The following is a 15,801-nucleotide window of genomic DNA, read 5'->3' as shown; positions in this document are numbered from 1 at the left end:
GCAGATGCTGATTTTGATCAAAAAAAGGAATAAAGATTAAACAAAAATGACGTTGTGCCTGAAAGCATTAAGCTGACATTGTTTTCGGTTAACAAACGCCGCCAGCTTAATATTTAATCCCGTTGAATGGCGGGTTTTTAGAAGGTCAGGACTTTATCCGCCGCCAGCGTCCACTGCGCCAGCTCGACGAGGGTGCCAATCTCCACGCCATCAATCAGCGGCAGCGCGCCGATTCCCCGGCCGTCAGCGCAGGTTTTACACAGCTTCACCGGCACGTTTTGCGCGGTGAGGATCTCCAGCATCTGCTGAATGTTGTAGCCTTCCGCTGGCTTCTGTCCGCGCAGGCCGGCGGTCACCGCATCAGACATTAAAAATAATTTCAGTTCGAGGTCAGACTGCTGCTCGCGCAGGGCGATAGCCAGACGCAGGCTATTGAACAGAGATTCGCTGCCGTAGGCGGCACCGTTAGCGATAATCACAATACGTTGCATAAGGACTCCTTCTATAAGGCACGGTTATTGCTTGGCTGAAGTATAAAGCGTTAACCCGGGGGAAGGGTATGAATAATGTGGCGGGTAATACGCCTGAGGTGGTCGACTGGTTTGCGCGCGCGCGTCGCTTACAGAAGCGGCAGCTGCACCAGCTGGCGCAGCAGGGGGCGCTGGCAGGCCAGATAAGCGCGCTGGTGCATATGCTGCAGTGCGAGCGCGGCGCGTCAAATATCTGGCTATGCTCGGGCGGCAGACTATACGCGGCGGAGTGCCGGGCGGGCGCGGCGCTGGTTGATGAGCAGCTCACGCGGTTTTATGCGGCGCTGGAACCTGCCCGCGATGCCGCCAGCAGCGCGCTCTGCTGGCGCATTGCCTGCGCGGTGTGGTATCTGACGCAGCTTGTCGCGTTGCGTAAACGCGTGCGCGGCCTGGAGATTGCCGCCGAAGAGGCCACCGGGCAGTTTAGCCGCATTATCCGCCACCTGTTGAATATCGTTCCGCAGCTCAACGACAGTATCGACGATCCGCAAATCGCCGGGCGGATGGTCGCGCTTTACAGCTTTATGCAGGGGAAAGAGCTGGTCGGACAGGAGCGCGCGCTGGGCGCGCTGGGCTTTGCCCGCGGACAGTTCAGCGATGAGCTGCGCCAGCAGCTGGTGGACCGCATTGACGGCCAGCAGCCCTGTTTTGACACTTTTCAGGCTTTAGCCAGTTCGCCGCAAACCGTTCTGTTTGTTGAGCAATGCCAGGCCGGCCTGGAAATTGAACAGCTGCGGCGGGTCGCCTGCACCCGCCAGCCGCCGCCGGACGAGGGAGAAACGGCGCTACGCTGGTTTTGCGTTCAGACCCTGCGTCTTGAGCAGCTGCGCGGCGTGGAAGAGCGGCTGATCGCAGACCTGCTTAACGCGGCCGATGCGCTGCTGGAGGGAGACGATCGGGAGGTCCAGATGCCGCCCGCCGACTGGCAGGAGGACGGTATAGCCCTGCGGCTGGATAAGCAGCTGTTGCCGCTGGTGCGCCAGCAGGCCCATGAGCTACAGCAGCTCTCCGCCCAGCTCGCGTCGTTAAAAGATGCGCTTGAAGAGCGCAAGCTGATTGAAAAAGCCAAAAGCGTGCTGATGACCCACCAGGGAATGCAGGAGGAGCAGGCCTGGCAGGCGCTGCGTAAAATGGCGATGGACAAAAATCAGCGCATGGTTGAGATAGCCCGCGCGCTGCTGACGGTGAAGTCGCTATGGCAAGTACCTCCAAAGGAGTAGATGCACAATCAGCGGGCATATATTGCCAGCCGACGGTGCAGTTTTTGCCTCAAACGCCCCCGGCAAGTGAGCCAACGCGCGTGAACCGGGCCTCCGCAAATCTGGCATTGGCTTTGCATTAAATAAAACGAGTGAATAAAGGTTTAGGGCAGCGGGCCAACGGCGGCACGTATGTCTAAGGATAAAGGCGTCCAGCGGTGCGTAAGCACCGCCGGGCGCTTTTTTTTTGCGCGTTTCTGGAGCGGGTATGGGCGATACGTTTTCAATTTCACGGCGGCGTTTATTACAGGCGGGGGCGGCGCTGGGCGGCGCGATGCTGCTCCCCGGCATAATGCAGGCGGCGTGGGCGGCTGGGTCGGATAAGCCGGAACAGACCACCGTGCGGGTGGGGTTTATTCCGCTAACCGACTGCGCTCCTTTAGCCATCGCTTCCCTGAAGGGATTCGATAAAAAGTACGGCATCACCCTCGTCCCGAGCAAGGAGGCCAGCTGGGCGGCGGTGCGCGATAAGCTGGTTGCCGGGGAGCTGGACGCCGCGCACATTCTGTACGGCATGCTCTACGGCCTTGAGCTGGGGATCGCCAGTAAACCGCAGGCGATGGCCAATCTGATGACCCTTAACCGCAACGGTCAGGCGATAACGCTCTCCAGCGAGCTGCAGGAGAAGGGCGTCACCGATCTGGGCGGGCTGAAAAAACTGATCGGCCAGCAGGCGCCGGGCAGCTACACCTTCGCCCACACCTTCCCAACCGGCACCCACGCGATGTGGCTCTACTACTGGCTGGCGAGCGGTGGAATTAATCCCTTTGACGATATTCGCACCGTCGTTGTGCCGCCGCCGCAGATGGTAATGAACATGCGCATCGGCAATATGAGCGGCTTTTGCGTTGGCGAACCGTGGAACGCGCGCGCGATTAACGATCGTATCGGCTTCACCGCCGCCACTTCGCAGGATATCTGGCCGGAGCATCCGGAAAAAATTCTCGGCACCCGCAGCGAATGGGTTGAGCGTCATCCCAACACCGCGCGCGCGCTGGTGGCGGCGCTGATGGAGGCCCAGCGCTGGATTGACGCATCCGCCGAGAACACCCGCGAAACGGCGCGCCTTCTCGCCAGACGCGCGTGGCTGAACACCAAAGAGCAGTACCTCAGCGGGCGCATGCTCGGCGAATACGACAACGGTATCGGCCGCCGCTGGCAGGACGCGCACCCGATGCGCTTCTACGAACGGGGAGAAGTGAGTTTTCCGTGGCTCTCGGACGGCATGTGGTTTTTGACCCAGTTCCGCCGTTGGGGATTGCTGAAGTTGGCGCCGGATTATCTGGCGGTGGCCCAGCGCATTAACCGGATTGACGTCTGGAAAGAGGCCGCGCAGGCGGTCGGCGGCATCAGCGCGCCGACGCAGGCGATGCGCAGCAGCACGCTGATCGATGGCAAGGTCTGGAATGGGGCCGATCCGGAAGGCTACGCCCGCAGTTTCGCGATTCAACGTAAGGGGGCATGAGATGAAACACGCATATAAACCGCAACCGCAGGCCGGCGCCGACAGCGCGCCCGGCGAAGTCATTACCCTGCCGCCGTTGCAGGTGCGCAAAACCACGCCTCCGCTCAGCCGCTGGCTGCGGGATGTCACCCAACGTCTTCTGCCGCCGCTGCTCGGGCTGGGATTGCTGCTGCTGGGCTGGCAGCTGGCGGCGATGAACAGCAAAGGCTTTCCGACGCCGCTCAGCACGCTGGATTCCGCGCTAACCCTTTTCGCCGACCCGTTTTATCAGGACGGGCCGAACGATATGGGCATCGGCTGGAACGTGCTGGCGTCGCTGCAGCGGGTGGCGGTGGGATTTGGTCTTGCCGCGCTGGCGGGAATTCCGCTCGGCTTCCTGATTGGCCGCTCGCTGTTTTTCGCCCGCATGTTTAACCCGCTGATCGCGCTGCTGCGCCCGGTCAGCCCGCTGGCCTGGCTGCCCATCGGCCTGCTGCTGTTCCAGAAAGCGGAACCCGCCTCCAGCTGGACCATTTTTATCTGCTCGATCTGGCCGATGGTCATTAACACCGCCGAGGGCGTGCGGCGTATTCCGGAAGATTACCTCAACGTCGCCCGGGTGCTGCAGCTGTCGGAGTGGACGGTGATGCGCAAGATCCTCTTTCCGGCGGTATTGCCCGCGGTGCTGACCGGGGTTCGTCTCTCCATCGGTATCGCCTGGCTGGTGATTGTCGCCGCCGAAATGCTCACCGGCGGCTTAGGGATCGGCTTCTGGATCTGGAACGAGTGGAACAACCTCAACGTCGAAAACATCATCATCGCCATCGTCATTATCGGCGTGGTCGGGCTGCTGCTGGAACAGGGGCTGATGCTGCTCGCCCGTCGTTTTAGCTGGCAGGAAAAATAGGGAGTCGCAGATGAAACCATTAATTCAGGTCCAGGGCGTCAGCCAGCGTTTTAACACCGCCAGCGGCGAATTCCTGGCATTGCAGAACGTCTCCTTCGACATCTACGAAGGGGAAACCATCAGCCTGATCGGCCACTCCGGCTGCGGTAAATCAACCCTGCTGAATCTGATAGCCGGGATAGCCCTGCCGACGGAAGGCGGCCTGCTGTGCGACAACCGTGAAATCGCCGGGCCGGGGCCGGAACGCGCGGTGGTGTTTCAGAACCACTCCCTGCTGCCGTGGCTGACCTGCTTTGACAACGTGGCGCTGGCGGTGGATCAGGTCTTTCGCCGCAGCATGAGCAAAGGCGAGCGCAAAGAGTGGATTGAGCACAACCTCGAGCGGGTACAGATGGGACACGCCCTGCACAAGCGCCCGGGAGAAATCTCCGGCGGCATGAAGCAGCGCGTTGGCATTGCCCGGGCGCTGGCGATGAAACCGAAAGTGCTGCTGCTGGATGAACCCTTTGGCGCCCTTGATGCCCTGACGCGGGCGCATTTACAGGACGCGGTGATGCAGATCCAGCAGTCGCTGAATACCACCATCGTCATGATTACCCATGACGTTGATGAAGCGGTGCTGCTTTCCGACCGGGTGCTGATGATGACCAACGGCCCGGCGGCGACGGTCGGGGAGATCCTCGACGTCAATCTGCCGCGACCGCGTCATCGCGTGCAGCTGGCGGACGATAGCCGCTATCACCATCTGCGCCAGCAGATCCTGCACTTCCTCTATGAAAAACAGCCAAAAGCGGCGTAGGGGGGCGGCGATGAGGCGGCAACTGGTGATTATTGGCAACGGTATGGCGGCCACGCGCCTGGCGCAGGCGCTGGTAGAGCGCGATGCGCAGCGGTTTAGCATCACCCTCATCGGCGATGAGCCGCGCCAGGCCTATAACCGCATTCAGCTGTCGCCGGTGCTTGGCGCCGAGAAAGCGGCAAGCGAGACGCTGCTGCTGCCCGCGTCATGGTATCCGCGGCATAACGTGACGGTACGCGCCGGTGAAACGGTTACGGCGGTGGATATTGCGGCCCGTACGCTGCAAACCACCGCAGGCGAACTGGGCTGGGATGAGCTGGTGTTCGCCACCGGCTCGCTGCCGTTTCTGCCGCCGCTGCCGGGCATCACCCAGCCGCACGTTTTTGCTTTCCGCACCCTGGCGGACGTTGAGGGCATCCTGGCCATCGACGGCCCGGCGGTGGTCATTGGCGGCGGCGTACTCGGCGTAGAGGCCGCCGCGGCGCTGCGGCGTCATGGTGACGGTGTCACTTTACTCCATCGCGGAAGCGGGCTGATGGAGCAGCAAATCGATGCTTTTGCCAGCGAGCAGCTGCAAATGCTGCTTGCCGAGCGCGGGATTCGCTGCGTGATGGAGAGCCGTATCGCCGCTATTGATGAACATCAGGTGCGGCTGGAGGACGGCCGCGCGTTTGCCGCCTCGCGGGTGGTGCTGGCGACCGGCGTGCAGCCGAACAAACGGCTGGCCGAGCGCAGCGGGCTGGCCTGCGCCCGCGGAATCCTCGTTGACCGCCAGCTGGCAACCGCGCAGCCGGGCGTCAGCGCCATCGGCGAGTGCTGTGAAATCGACGGTCAGACCTGGGGGCTGGTGGCACCGTGTCTGCGCCAGGCGGAGGTGCTGGCGGACCGCCTGTGCGCGACCCCTGGCGAGGATTTCAGCTGGCAGGACAGCGGCACCCGCCTGAAGGTCACCGGCATTGAGCTCTTCAGCGCCGGCGAGCTGCGGGCCGCCGAACAGGATGACGTATATACCAGCTGGGATCCGCTGGATCGCCACTACCGTCGCCTGCTGCTGCGCGACGGCAAGCTGCGCGGCGTACTGCTGCTGGGCGATTGCAGCAGCGCCGCGCCCCTCACCGCTCTGCTGGGGGCGCATGCGCCGGCGCCGGCAGATTGGCTCTTCGATCCCTCTTCAACGATGCAGCCGCGCGCTGCGGGACAAACTACGATGACAAAACCTGTATTAGTGCTGGTCGGACACGGTATGGTCGGCCACCATTTTCTTGAGCAATGCGTCGACCGTCACCTTCATCAACAGTACCGGATTGTGGTGTTCTGCGAGGAGCGCTATGCCGCTTACGACCGGGTTCATCTGACTGAATATTTCGCCGGACGCAGCGCGGAATCGCTGTCGCTGGTTGAGGGCGATTTTTTCGCTCAGCACGGTATTGAGCTGCGCCTGAGCGAATCGGTCGCCAGCATCGACCGCGAAGCGCGGGTGGTGCGCGATGCCTTCGGCCACGAAACCCACTGGGATAAGCTGGTGCTGGCGACGGGGTCTTACCCGTTTGTTCCGCCGGTGCCGGGTCATAATCTCGAGGGCTGTTTTGTTTATCGTACGCTAGACGACCTCGACCAGATTGCCGCCCGCGCCGCAACCGCCCGACGGGGTGTGGTTATCGGCGGCGGCCTGCTCGGGCTGGAAGCGGCCAACGCGCTGAAGCAGCTGGGGCTGGAAACTCACGTTGTCGAGTTTGCGCCGAACCTGATGGCGGTGCAGCTGGACAACGGCGGCGCGGCGATGCTGCGGGAAAAAATCAGCCAACTGGGCGTCGGGGTGCATACCAGCAAGGCGACGACGGAAATTGTGCGCAATGAGCAGGGGCTGCAGCTGAACTTCGCCGACGGCACCTCGCTGGCGACCGATATGCTGGTATTCTCCGCCGGTATTCGCCCCCAGGACGCGCTGGCGCGCAGCGGCGGACTGAACGTAGGCGAACGCGGCGGCATTTGCATCGACAACCAGTGCCGTACCTCCGACCCGGACGTACTGGCGATCGGCGAATGCGCCCTGTGGGAGAACAAAATTTATGGTCTGGTGGCGCCCGGCTATCAGATGGCGCGCGCCGCGGCGGCCACCCTGGCGGGCGAGGCAGGCTGCTTTAGCGGCGCGGATATGAGCACTAAGCTGAAGCTGCTGGGCGTCGATGTCGCCTCGTTCGGCGACGCCCAGGGGCGCACGCCGGGCTGTCAGAGCTATCAGTGGACTGATGGGCCGCAGCAGATCTACAAAAAAATCGTGGTCAGCGCGGAGGGCAAAAAACTGCTCGGCGGGGTGCTGGTCGGGGATGCCAGCGACTATGCCACGCTGCTACAGATGATGCTTAACGGGATGGCTTTACCCAAACACCCGGAAAGCCTGATCCTGCCGGCGCGGGAGGGCAGCGCGCCAAAAGCGCTCGGGGTAGCGGCGCTGCCGGACAGCGCGCAGATTTGCTCCTGTCACAACGTCAGCAAAGGCGATATCTGCCAGGCGGTGAGCGGCGGCGCGGGCGATATGGCGGCGATAAAAAGCTGCACTAAAGCGGCGACCGGCTGCGGCGGCTGTAGCGCACTGGTGAAACAGGTGATGGAGTACCAGCTTGCCGAGCAGGGCGTCGAAGTTAAAAAGGATATCTGCGAGCACTTTCCGTGGTCGCGGCAGGAGATCTATCACCTGGTACGCGTCAACCATATCCGCACCTTCGAACAGCTGATTGCCCGCTATGGACGCGGCCACGGCTGTGAAGTCTGTAAACCTCTGGTGGCCTCGGTGCTGGCCTCCTGCTGGAATGAATATCTGCTGAAGCCGGCGCATCTGCCGCTTCAGGACACCAACGATCGCTACTTCGCCAATATTCAGAAAGACGGTACCTATTCGGTGGTGCCGCGCATGGCGGCGGGAGAGGTGACGCCGGACGGGCTGATTGCGATCGGCCAGATCGCCAAACGCTATCAGCTATACAGTAAAGTGACCGGCGGCCAGCGTATCGACCTTTTCGGCGCGCGCCTGGAGCAGCTCCCGGCAATTTGGCGCGAGCTGGCAGAGGCGGGATTTGAAACCGGCCACGCCTACGGCAAATCCCTGCGGACGGTGAAATCCTGCGTCGGTTCGACCTGGTGCCGCTACGGCGTCCAGGATTCCACCGGCCTGGCGGTCACCCTCGAACATCGCTACAAGGGGCTGCGCGCGCCGCACAAAATTAAAATGGCCGTCTCCGGCTGTACCCGCGAATGCGCGGAAGCCCAGGGGAAAGATATTGGGGTTATCGCCACGGAGAAGGGCTGGAACCTGTACGTTTGCGGCAACGGCGGCATGAAGCCACGCCATGCCGACCTGTTCGCCAGCGATCTTGATGAGGCCACCCTTATTCGCAGTATTGATCGGCTGCTGATGTTCTACATTCGTACCGCGGATCGCCTGCAGCGCACCAGTACCTGGATGGACAACCTTGAAGGCGGGGTCGACTATCTGCGCGACGTGATCCTCGAAGACAGCCTCGGCATCGGCGAAGAGCTGGAGCAGGAGATGGCGCGGGTGGTCGAGAGCTACCAGTGCGAATGGCAAACCACCCTTAACGATCCGCAGCGGCTGGCGCTGTTCCGCTCCTACGTGAACAGCGATGAGCCGGACGAAAGCGTACAGCGGCAAACCCTGCGCGGCCAGCCACAGCTGGCCCCGTTCGCGGCGCAGGCCGAACCGGCGCTGCCGTCCCGCCCGTGGCAGGCCATTTGCGAACTCGATGCTATTCCACAGCAGGCGGGGATTGGCGCGCGGCTCGGCGAGCGGCAGATTGCGCTGTTCCGCTTCGGCGACCAGGTGTATGCCCTCGATAACCTTGAACCGGGCAGCGAGGCCAACGTTTTGTCGCGCGGCCTGCTTGGCGATGCGGGCGGCGAACCGATCGTGATTTCGCCTCTGTATAAGCAGCGTATCCGCCTGCGCGATGGCCGCCAGTGCGACGGCGGCGAACTGGCGGTACGCGCCTGGCCGGTTAAAGTGGAGAACGGTAAAGTGTGGGTTGGCAACCAGCAGCTGCTGGCGCGCGCGGAGGCCTCCTGATGACGGAAACCAGGACCACGTGTCCCTATTGCGGAGTCGGCTGCGGCGTTATCGCCAGCCTGAATGCCGATGGCCAGGTTACCGTACGCGGGGATGAGCAGCACCCGGCAAACGTTGGACGCCTGTGCGTGAAGGGGGCGGCGCTGGGCGAAACCGTCGGCCTGGCGGGAAGATTGCTCTTCCCGGAAGTCGACGGCGAGCGCGCAACCTGGACCCAGGCGCTGGCGGCGGCGGGTTCGCGCCTGCGGGAGGTCATCGACCGTCACGGGCCGCAGGCGGTGGCGTTTTATGCCTCCGGCCAGCTGCTGACCGAAGACTACTACGCGGCGAATAAGCTGATGAAGGGGTTTATCGGCGCGGCAAATATCGATACCAATTCGCGGCTGTGCATGTCTTCAGCGGTTACCGGCTACAAACGGGCGCTGGGCGCTGATGTGGTGCCGTGCAGCTATGAGGACGTGGAAAACAGCGATCTGGTGGTGCTGGTCGGGTCGAACGCCGCCTGGGCGCATCCGGTACTCTATCAGCGGCTGGCGCAGGCGAAGCGCGACAATCCGCAGATGCGGGTGGTGGTCATTGATCCGCGTCGGACCGCCACCTGCGATATCGCGGACCGGCATCTGGCGCTGGCTCCCGGCAGCGACGGCGGGCTGTTTGTCGGCCTGCTGAACGCCATTGCCGCCAGCGGCGCCATCAGCGGTGATTTCAGCGATGCGCCGCAGGCGCTGGCTATCGCCCGGAACTGGGACCTCGACAAAGTAGCGCAGTTCTGCGGCCTGCCGCGACAGCAGGTCGCCGATTTCTACAGCGAGTTTATCGCCGCTCCGCGCGCCATCACGCTCTATACCATGGGGATTAACCAGTCCGCCAGCGGCAGCGATAAATGCAACGCTATCATCAACGTTCACCTGGCGAGCGGGAAATTTGGACGCCCGGGCTGCGGGCCTTTTTCGCTGACCGGACAACCTAACGCCATGGGCGGGCGCGAGGTGGGCGGGCTGGCGACCATGCTGGCGGCGCATATGAATTTTGAAACCGATGATTTACGGCGTCTGGCGCGCTTCTGGGGGACCGAACGTCTGGCGCAAACGCCGGGGCTGACGGCGGTGGATCTGTTCGCCGCCATTGGCCGCGGCGAGGTGAAAGCGGTGTGGATTATGGGCACCAATCCGGTGGTGTCGCTGCCGGACAGCCATGCGGTAAGCGAAGCGCTGGCGGCCTGCCCGCTGGTCATCGTTTCCGACGTCGCCGCCGCTACCGATACCGGACGCTTTGCCCATATCCGCTTTCCCGCGCTGGCGTGGGGGGAGAAGAGCGGCACGGTAACCAACTCCGAACGGCGGATCTCACGCCAGCGCGCTTTCATGCCGCCGCCGGGGGAGGCCAGAGCCGACTGGTGGATCGTCGCCCGCGTGGCCCAGGCGCTGGGCTTCGGCTCCGCCTTTGCCTGGCAGCATCCGCACGAGGTGTTCAGCGAACACGCCGCGCTTTCAGGATATGAAAACGATGGCCAGCGGGCGTTTGACATCGGCGGACTGGCGGATCTCAGCCGCGAAGCGTGGGATGCGCTGGAACCGGTGCGCTGGCCGGTGAGCCGCAGCCATGCAAGCTGGGGTTTGCTCAAGGGGTGGCACCGCAGCGGCAAACTGCGCATGGTCCCGGTGACACCACAGCCCACTCGGGCGGTCACCGATGCGTTCTATCCGCTGATCCTCAACAGCGGGCGGATCCGCGATCAGTGGCACACCATGACCCGCACCGGCGCGGTGCCGCGTCTGATGCAGCATATTAGCGAACCGGTGGTGGAAGTCGCGCCAGCGGACGCGACGCGCTATCAGCTGCTGGAAGGTGAACTGGCGCGGGTCCGCTCACCGAATGGGGTGATGGTAGCAAAAGTGACAATCAGCGCTGGCCAGCGTCCCGGGTCGCTGTTTGTGCCGATGCACTGGAATGATCAGTATGCTCGCCAGGGACGGGTGAATAACCTGCTGAGGGCGGTCACCGACCCGCACTCCGGGCAGCCGGAGAGTAAACAGGCGGCGGTAGCGATAGCCGCCTGGCTGCCGGCGTGGAAAGGCGAGCTTTTTGCTCGCCAGCCGGTTCCGCTCCCCGCCTCGCTGCACTGGCGGCGGCGGGCGGCGCAGGGCGTTATCCATCTTTCGCTGGCGGGGGATATCCGCTCCCGCGACTGGCTTGTGGGCTGGTGTCAGCGGCAGGGATGGCAGATGCAGGTAGCCGAAGGCGGCAACGTCTGGAACCTTCTGGCGTGGCAGGGGGGAGAGCTGATGCTCGGCTGGTGGAGCGACGCCAGCGAGCCGGCTATTGATGCCGAGTGGATTCACGCCGCGTTTCGCACCCCGCCGCAGAACGCCGCCCGGCGCCACGCACTATTGAGCGGCAGAAAAGGCGGCGATGAGATGCCGCGCGGGCGCATTATCTGCAGCTGCTTTAGCGTGGGCGAACGGGCGATAGGCGAAGCGATTGCCAGCGGCTGCCGTACGCCTGCCGCGCTGGGGGCGAAGCTCAAATGCGGCACCAGCTGCGGTTCCTGTCTCCCGGAGCTTAAGGCGCTGCTGGCGGCGAAGCGGGTTCAGGCCTGAGATTCAGCATATTCCTGGAATCGCGCCAGAGGCTGCGAGGGCGGGCAAAAAACGATAAACTTAGGTTTTGCCGCCACCACTTCGTGAGTAGACGTAACCGATTTGAGCTCCTTGTCGTTCCGCATAACCCCGTATTTACCGCTTCTTCTGCTGCTGGCAGGCGCGCCCGCCCGCGCGCTGCAGGATAATCAGGCGTTCTCCGGCGCGCCTGAGAGCTTACCCGACCTCGGCCTGGCGCCGCAGGTCGACGACGACGCAAAGCACTTTGCCGAGATGGCGAAGAAATTTGGCGAAGCCAGTATGAGCGATAACGGGCTGACAACCAGCGAACAGGCGCGAGTATTTGCCATCGGTAAACTGGGGAACGAGGTCAGCCACCAGCTGGAGAACTGGCTTTCGCCGTGGGGCAACGCCAACGTCGATCTGCTGGTGGATAAAGAGGGCAATTTTACCGGCAGCAAAGGGAGCTGGTTTGTCCCTCTGCAGGATAACGGTGACTACCTTACCTGGAATCAGTACTCGGTCACCCAGCGGGATACGGGTCTGGTCGGCAATATTGGTCTCGGCCAGCGCTGGCGGATGGGCTCCTGGCTGCTGGGCTACAACTCTTTCTACGATAAAGCCCTGGACGATCGGATGGCGCGCGGCAGCGTCGGGGCCGAAGCCTGGGGCGAGTCGCTGCGCCTGTCGGCGAACTACTACCAGCCGCTCGGCGGCTGGCAGCAGGGGAGTAGCCTGACCCAGCAGCAGCGTATGGCGAGCGGCTACGATGTCACCGCCCAGGCGCGGCTGCCGTTTTATCAGCACATTAATACCAGCGTCAGCGTGGAGCAGTATTTTGGCGATAGCGTCGATCTGTTCCATTCGGGTACCGGCTACCATAACCCGGTCGCGGTGTCGGTGGGGCTGAATTACACTCCCGTTCCGCTGGTGACGGTCACGGCTAAGCATAAGCAGGGCGAGAGCGGCGTCAGCCAAAATGATGTCGGGCTGAAGCTGAACTATCGTTTCGGCGTCCCGCTGAAGCAGCAGCTGGCGGCCGATGAAGTCGCCGTTAGCCGATCGCTTCGCGGCAGCCGCTACGACAGCCCGGAACGGGATAACCTGCCGGTCGTTGAATATCGCCAGCGTAAAACGCTGTCGGTTTATCTGGCGACGCCGCCCTGGGATCTTCAGCCGGGGGAGACGGTGCAGCTGAAACTGCAGATTCGCAGCCTGCACGGCATTAAGTCGCTGAGCTGGCAGGGGGACACCCAGGCGCTAAGCCTGACTTCGCCAATTGAGGCGAACAGTACGGACGGCTGGACCGTGATTATGCCGCGCTGGAGCAGCGAAGCCGGGGCGAGCAACCGCTGGCATCTTTCGCTGGTGGTGGAGGATAAAACGGGTCAGCGCGTCTCATCCAATGAGATCGCACTGGCGCTGACTGAGCCGTTGGTACGGGTACCGGCCGAGGGCGTGTCGTGGCAGCATCTGCCCTAGAATACGCGCTCCTGATGGACCCAAACCGCCGCTTCCACGCGCGATTTCAGCTTCATTTTCTTGAGCATATGCTTGACGTGGACTTTGACCGTGCTTTCGGTGATGTCCAGACGGCGGGCGATCATTTTGTTCGGCAGGCCCTGGGCAATCAGCTTGAGAATATCGCGCTCGCGCGGGGTCAGCTGGCTGATGTCGCGGTCCGAGGTGGCGCGATTAGCGCGCAGGCTGGCAGCCAGCACCGGGGTTAACGCTTCGCTGAGCACCATTTCGCCTGCCGCGGCCTGCTGCAGCGCCTTCAGCAGATCTTCCGGTTCCATATCCTTCAGCAGATAGCCGTCGGCGCCGCGTTTCAGAGCGGTCACCACATCTTCTTCATGATTGGAAACGCTAAATACCACCACGCGGCCGGAAAGCGACTTTTCGCGCAGCTTGTCGAGGGTTTCCAGACCGTTCATGCCCGGCATATTGAGATCCAGCAGAATCAAATCGGGATCTAATGATTCCGCCATCGCAATCCCTTGCTCGCCGTTGCTGGCTTCGCCGATAACCTGGATGTCCGGGGCCATGCTGATCAGCTGTTTGACGCCGGTGCGCAGCATCGGGTGATCGTCGATGAGAAGGATGGTTGCCCGTTCCTGTTGACTCATGAAGTTCTCCTTATTGGATTGAAAACGATTTTTCAGGGATAAAAGTGACCACCACTTCGGTACCGCCGGTTTCCCGACGCCGAACCTGACAGTCCCCGCGCAGGCTCTGCGCGCGATCGCGCATGATAATCAGGCCGTAGTGGTTGCTGCGCTCCGCGTGATCCGGCACGCCGCGACCGTTATCGGCCACCGTCAGCCGGACCTGATTGTCCCGCAACGCCACGGTAACGCTGACATCGGTGGCATTGGCGTGCTTCAGCGCGTTGCTGAGCGCTTCCCGGGCGATTTGCAGCAGATGAATGGCCTGATGCGATGGAACAAAACGCGGCGGCAGCTGATAATCCAGGCGTACCGTGAAACCGAAGTGGGCGCTGTATTCCCGGCAGCTGGCCTCCAGCGCCGGGCGCAGCCCCGGTTCGGTGAGCTGTAGCCGGAAGGTCGTCAGCAGTTCGCGCAGCTGGGCCCAGGAGGTATTGAGTTCATTACGGATTTGCCCCAGCAGCTGGCGGCTCGCTTCCGGCAGATCGTCGCCCTGCATCTGCAGGCAGCTAACCTGCATTTTCATACAGGAGAGCGACTGGGCGATGGAGTCGTGGAGCTCGCGGGCGATAGTGGCGCGCTCCTCCATCACGATAAGCTGCTGCTGGCGCTCCTGATGGCGATCGAGGGCGAGGGTGCCGGTGAGTTGTTCAACCAGCGTATCCACCAGCTGCTGCTGATCGTGGCTCAGATGCCGCCCGGCGGGCAGGGTGGCCAGCAAAATACCGTACTGATTATGGGCATCCGACAGCCGCCATTTTAAGGTGGTGCCGGTATCCGGCAGCGGCGGCAGATCGCGCGGACACAGATAGCAGCCTCTGTCGTCGCACTGAATATCGGAGTGGCAGGAAAACTCCTGATGGTTGTCTTCATCTTCCATATCGTAAACGCGAACTTCAATATCGCGCAGCAGGGTTAGCCCCTGTAACCCGTTAAGAACGGGCGAAATGCGCTCGCAGAGCGGCGCGTTCGAGTGCAGTCGGCGGTTGGCCTGCCACAGGAAGGCGAGGATCTCGTTTTTCTGCTCCAGACCGGCGGTTTTTTCCTGCACCCGGCGTTCAAGCACCGAATAGCTCTCCGCCAGCTCTTCAGACATATTGTTCAGCGCCATACCGAGCGTCGCCATCTCGTTGCGCCCGCTAATCTGCGCGCGCTGGGTAAAATCGCGTCGGCTCACCGCTCGGGCCATGCCGAGCAGCTGTTTCCACGGGCGTAGCAGACGGGCGCGCAGCCAGACGATGGTAAACACCAGCAGCAGCGCCATCCCCACGGCCATGATGCGCTGGATCCAGACCACGTGTTTAATCCGCTCCTCGGTGGTGTGATCGAAAGCGGTCACCAGCTGGTCGATGCGATCGACAAAGCCGGCGACATCCGTCGCGACCGAGGCCTGATTTTGCGCCCTGCGCATCCCCGGCGCCAGCTCCAGCTGCCAGTAGTGCTGTAACGCCTGAAGCTGGCGCTGCTGATCGTCATGGCGAGCGGCGTACTGCAGTTCCGGGCTAAAAACGGTGGCCGTCATTTCATCAAGCAGCTTTTGATCGCTTTCGCCCAGCGGTACTGCCGCCAGCAGGCGGTAGCTCTGCATGCGCAGCGAGCCGGCTTTGTTAATCGCATGCGCGCTGCCCTGAACGCCGTGCACCAGGCGAGAAGAGATCGCCATTCCGGCGACGCCGATGACCGTGGCTAACAGAACGATTAACGCGAGTTGATTAACCAGCGTTAGCGGCGTAAAAAGACGTTTCAACATGGGGTATGAGGCTCCTGACCGGCAAATCATCCGGGAGTGGCGCTTATTCTCGGACATCCCCTGGAGTATACCCATACCCCCAAAGGATTACCCCTTAATTGTCAGGGTGTGATGGGCTGGTGGCAGACGTTCGGACAATGCCAGCACTGGCGTGAAAAACCACACTTTTTTACGCAGAAATAGCTACTCACTTCGGGTGATGCGTTTTTTTTAGCCAAATTAGCGCCAACTTTTCCTTTGATTTATATCAACTTACCGCCGCC

At 62.2% G+C, this 15,801-nt stretch carries 10 protein-coding genes; 7 read left to right on the top strand and 3 right to left on the bottom strand.

All coding sequences use genetic code 11. The annotated features are described in order from the left end of the window. Positions 1 to 137: 137 nt before the first annotated feature. Positions 138 to 491, bottom strand: a complete 354-nt coding sequence (locus tag ACESQ2_RS11445; RefSeq protein ID WP_014229754.1) for a DsrE/DsrF/TusD sulfur relay family protein — start codon at positions 489 to 491, stop codon at positions 138 to 140. 68 nt (positions 492 to 559) lie between these two features. Between ACESQ2_RS11445 and nasR the strand changes: the two genes are divergently transcribed. The 7 genes from nasR to ACESQ2_RS11410 all read left to right on the top strand — a co-directional run bounded on the left by nasR (position 560) and on the right by ACESQ2_RS11410 (position 13,102). Next, entirely contained in the window at positions 560 to 1,750 is a 1,191-nt protein-coding gene (gene nasR / locus ACESQ2_RS11440; RefSeq protein WP_049069133.1) for a nitrate regulatory protein NasR, read from the top strand. Positions 1,751 to 1,997: 247 nt separating this feature from the next. After that, positions 1,998 to 3,254, top strand: coding sequence for a CmpA/NrtA family ABC transporter substrate-binding protein (locus ACESQ2_RS11435; protein WP_201993322.1), 1,257 nt, complete (start codon positions 1,998 to 2,000; stop codon positions 3,252 to 3,254). Position 3,255: 1 nt separating this feature from the next. After that, the gene (gene ntrB / locus ACESQ2_RS11430; protein ID WP_014229752.1) at positions 3,256 to 4,140 is read left to right on the top strand and encodes a nitrate ABC transporter permease; all 885 of its coding nucleotides are present in this window, start codon (positions 3,256 to 3,258) and stop codon (positions 4,138 to 4,140) included. 10 nt (positions 4,141 to 4,150) lie between these two features. Beyond that, complete coding sequence (locus tag ACESQ2_RS11425) at positions 4,151 to 4,939, top strand: ABC transporter ATP-binding protein (protein ID WP_014838761.1); 789 nt, start codon at positions 4,151 to 4,153, stop codon at positions 4,937 to 4,939. 10 nt (positions 4,940 to 4,949) lie between these two features. Then, on the top strand, positions 4,950 to 9,020 hold the full coding sequence (gene nirB, locus ACESQ2_RS11420) for a nitrite reductase large subunit NirB (protein WP_373170480.1): 4,071 nt from the start codon (positions 4,950 to 4,952) through the stop codon (positions 9,018 to 9,020). Beyond that, positions 9,020 to 11,620, top strand: a complete 2,601-nt coding sequence (locus ACESQ2_RS11415) for a nitrate reductase (protein WP_046877623.1) — start codon at positions 9,020 to 9,022, stop codon at positions 11,618 to 11,620. Before nirB ends, ACESQ2_RS11415 begins: the two co-directional genes overlap by 1 nt. A 102-nt stretch (positions 11,621 to 11,722) precedes the next feature. Continuing rightward, positions 11,723 to 13,102, top strand: coding sequence for a YchO/YchP family invasin (locus ACESQ2_RS11410; protein WP_033837193.1), 1,380 nt, complete (start codon positions 11,723 to 11,725; stop codon positions 13,100 to 13,102). Here ACESQ2_RS11410 and narL read toward each other — a convergent pair. Together narL and narX are read right to left on the bottom strand one after the other, a co-directional pair. Further along, on the bottom strand, positions 13,099 to 13,749 hold the full coding sequence (gene narL / locus ACESQ2_RS11405; RefSeq protein ID WP_004103129.1) for a two-component system response regulator NarL: 651 nt from the start codon (positions 13,747 to 13,749) through the stop codon (positions 13,099 to 13,101). The genes ACESQ2_RS11410 and narL overlap by 4 nt on opposite strands. A gap of 10 nt (positions 13,750 to 13,759) precedes the next feature. Further along, the gene (gene narX / locus ACESQ2_RS11400) at positions 13,760 to 15,538 is read right to left on the bottom strand and encodes a nitrate/nitrite two-component system sensor histidine kinase NarX (protein WP_014229747.1); all 1,779 of its coding nucleotides are present in this window, start codon (positions 15,536 to 15,538) and stop codon (positions 13,760 to 13,762) included. Between the last annotated feature and the right edge of the window lie 263 nt (positions 15,539 to 15,801).

The sequence above is a fragment of the Klebsiella sp. Q11 genome (genome assembly GCF_964241505.1).
Lineage (GTDB): Bacteria > Pseudomonadota > Gammaproteobacteria > Enterobacterales > Enterobacteriaceae > Klebsiella > Klebsiella michiganensis.
The sequence above is the reverse complement of the archived record's forward strand: the minus strand, read 5'-3'. Positions and strand labels throughout refer to the sequence as shown.

Excerpts from the sequence above, each read along its gene's own strand:
- ACESQ2_RS11445 (WP_014229754.1), bottom strand. The coding sequence starts at position 491 with ATGCAACGTATTGTGATTATCGCTAACGGTGCCGCCTACGGCAGCGAA.
- nasR (WP_049069133.1), top strand. The coding sequence starts at position 560 with ATGAATAATGTGGCGGGTAATACGCCTGAGGTGGTCGACTGGTTTGCG.
- ACESQ2_RS11435 (WP_201993322.1), top strand. The coding sequence starts at position 1,998 with ATGGGCGATACGTTTTCAATTTCACGGCGGCGTTTATTACAGGCGGGG.
- ntrB (WP_014229752.1), top strand. The coding sequence starts at position 3,256 with ATGAAACACGCATATAAACCGCAACCGCAGGCCGGCGCCGACAGCGCG.
- ACESQ2_RS11425 (WP_014838761.1), top strand. The coding sequence starts at position 4,151 with ATGAAACCATTAATTCAGGTCCAGGGCGTCAGCCAGCGTTTTAACACC.
- nirB (WP_373170480.1), top strand. The coding sequence starts at position 4,950 with ATGAGGCGGCAACTGGTGATTATTGGCAACGGTATGGCGGCCACGCGC.
- ACESQ2_RS11415 (WP_046877623.1), top strand. The coding sequence starts at position 9,020 with ATGACGGAAACCAGGACCACGTGTCCCTATTGCGGAGTCGGCTGCGGC.
- narL (WP_004103129.1), bottom strand. The coding sequence starts at position 13,749 with ATGAGTCAACAGGAACGGGCAACCATCCTTCTCATCGACGATCACCCG.
- narX (WP_014229747.1), bottom strand. The coding sequence starts at position 15,538 with ATGTTGAAACGTCTTTTTACGCCGCTAACGCTGGTTAATCAACTCGCG.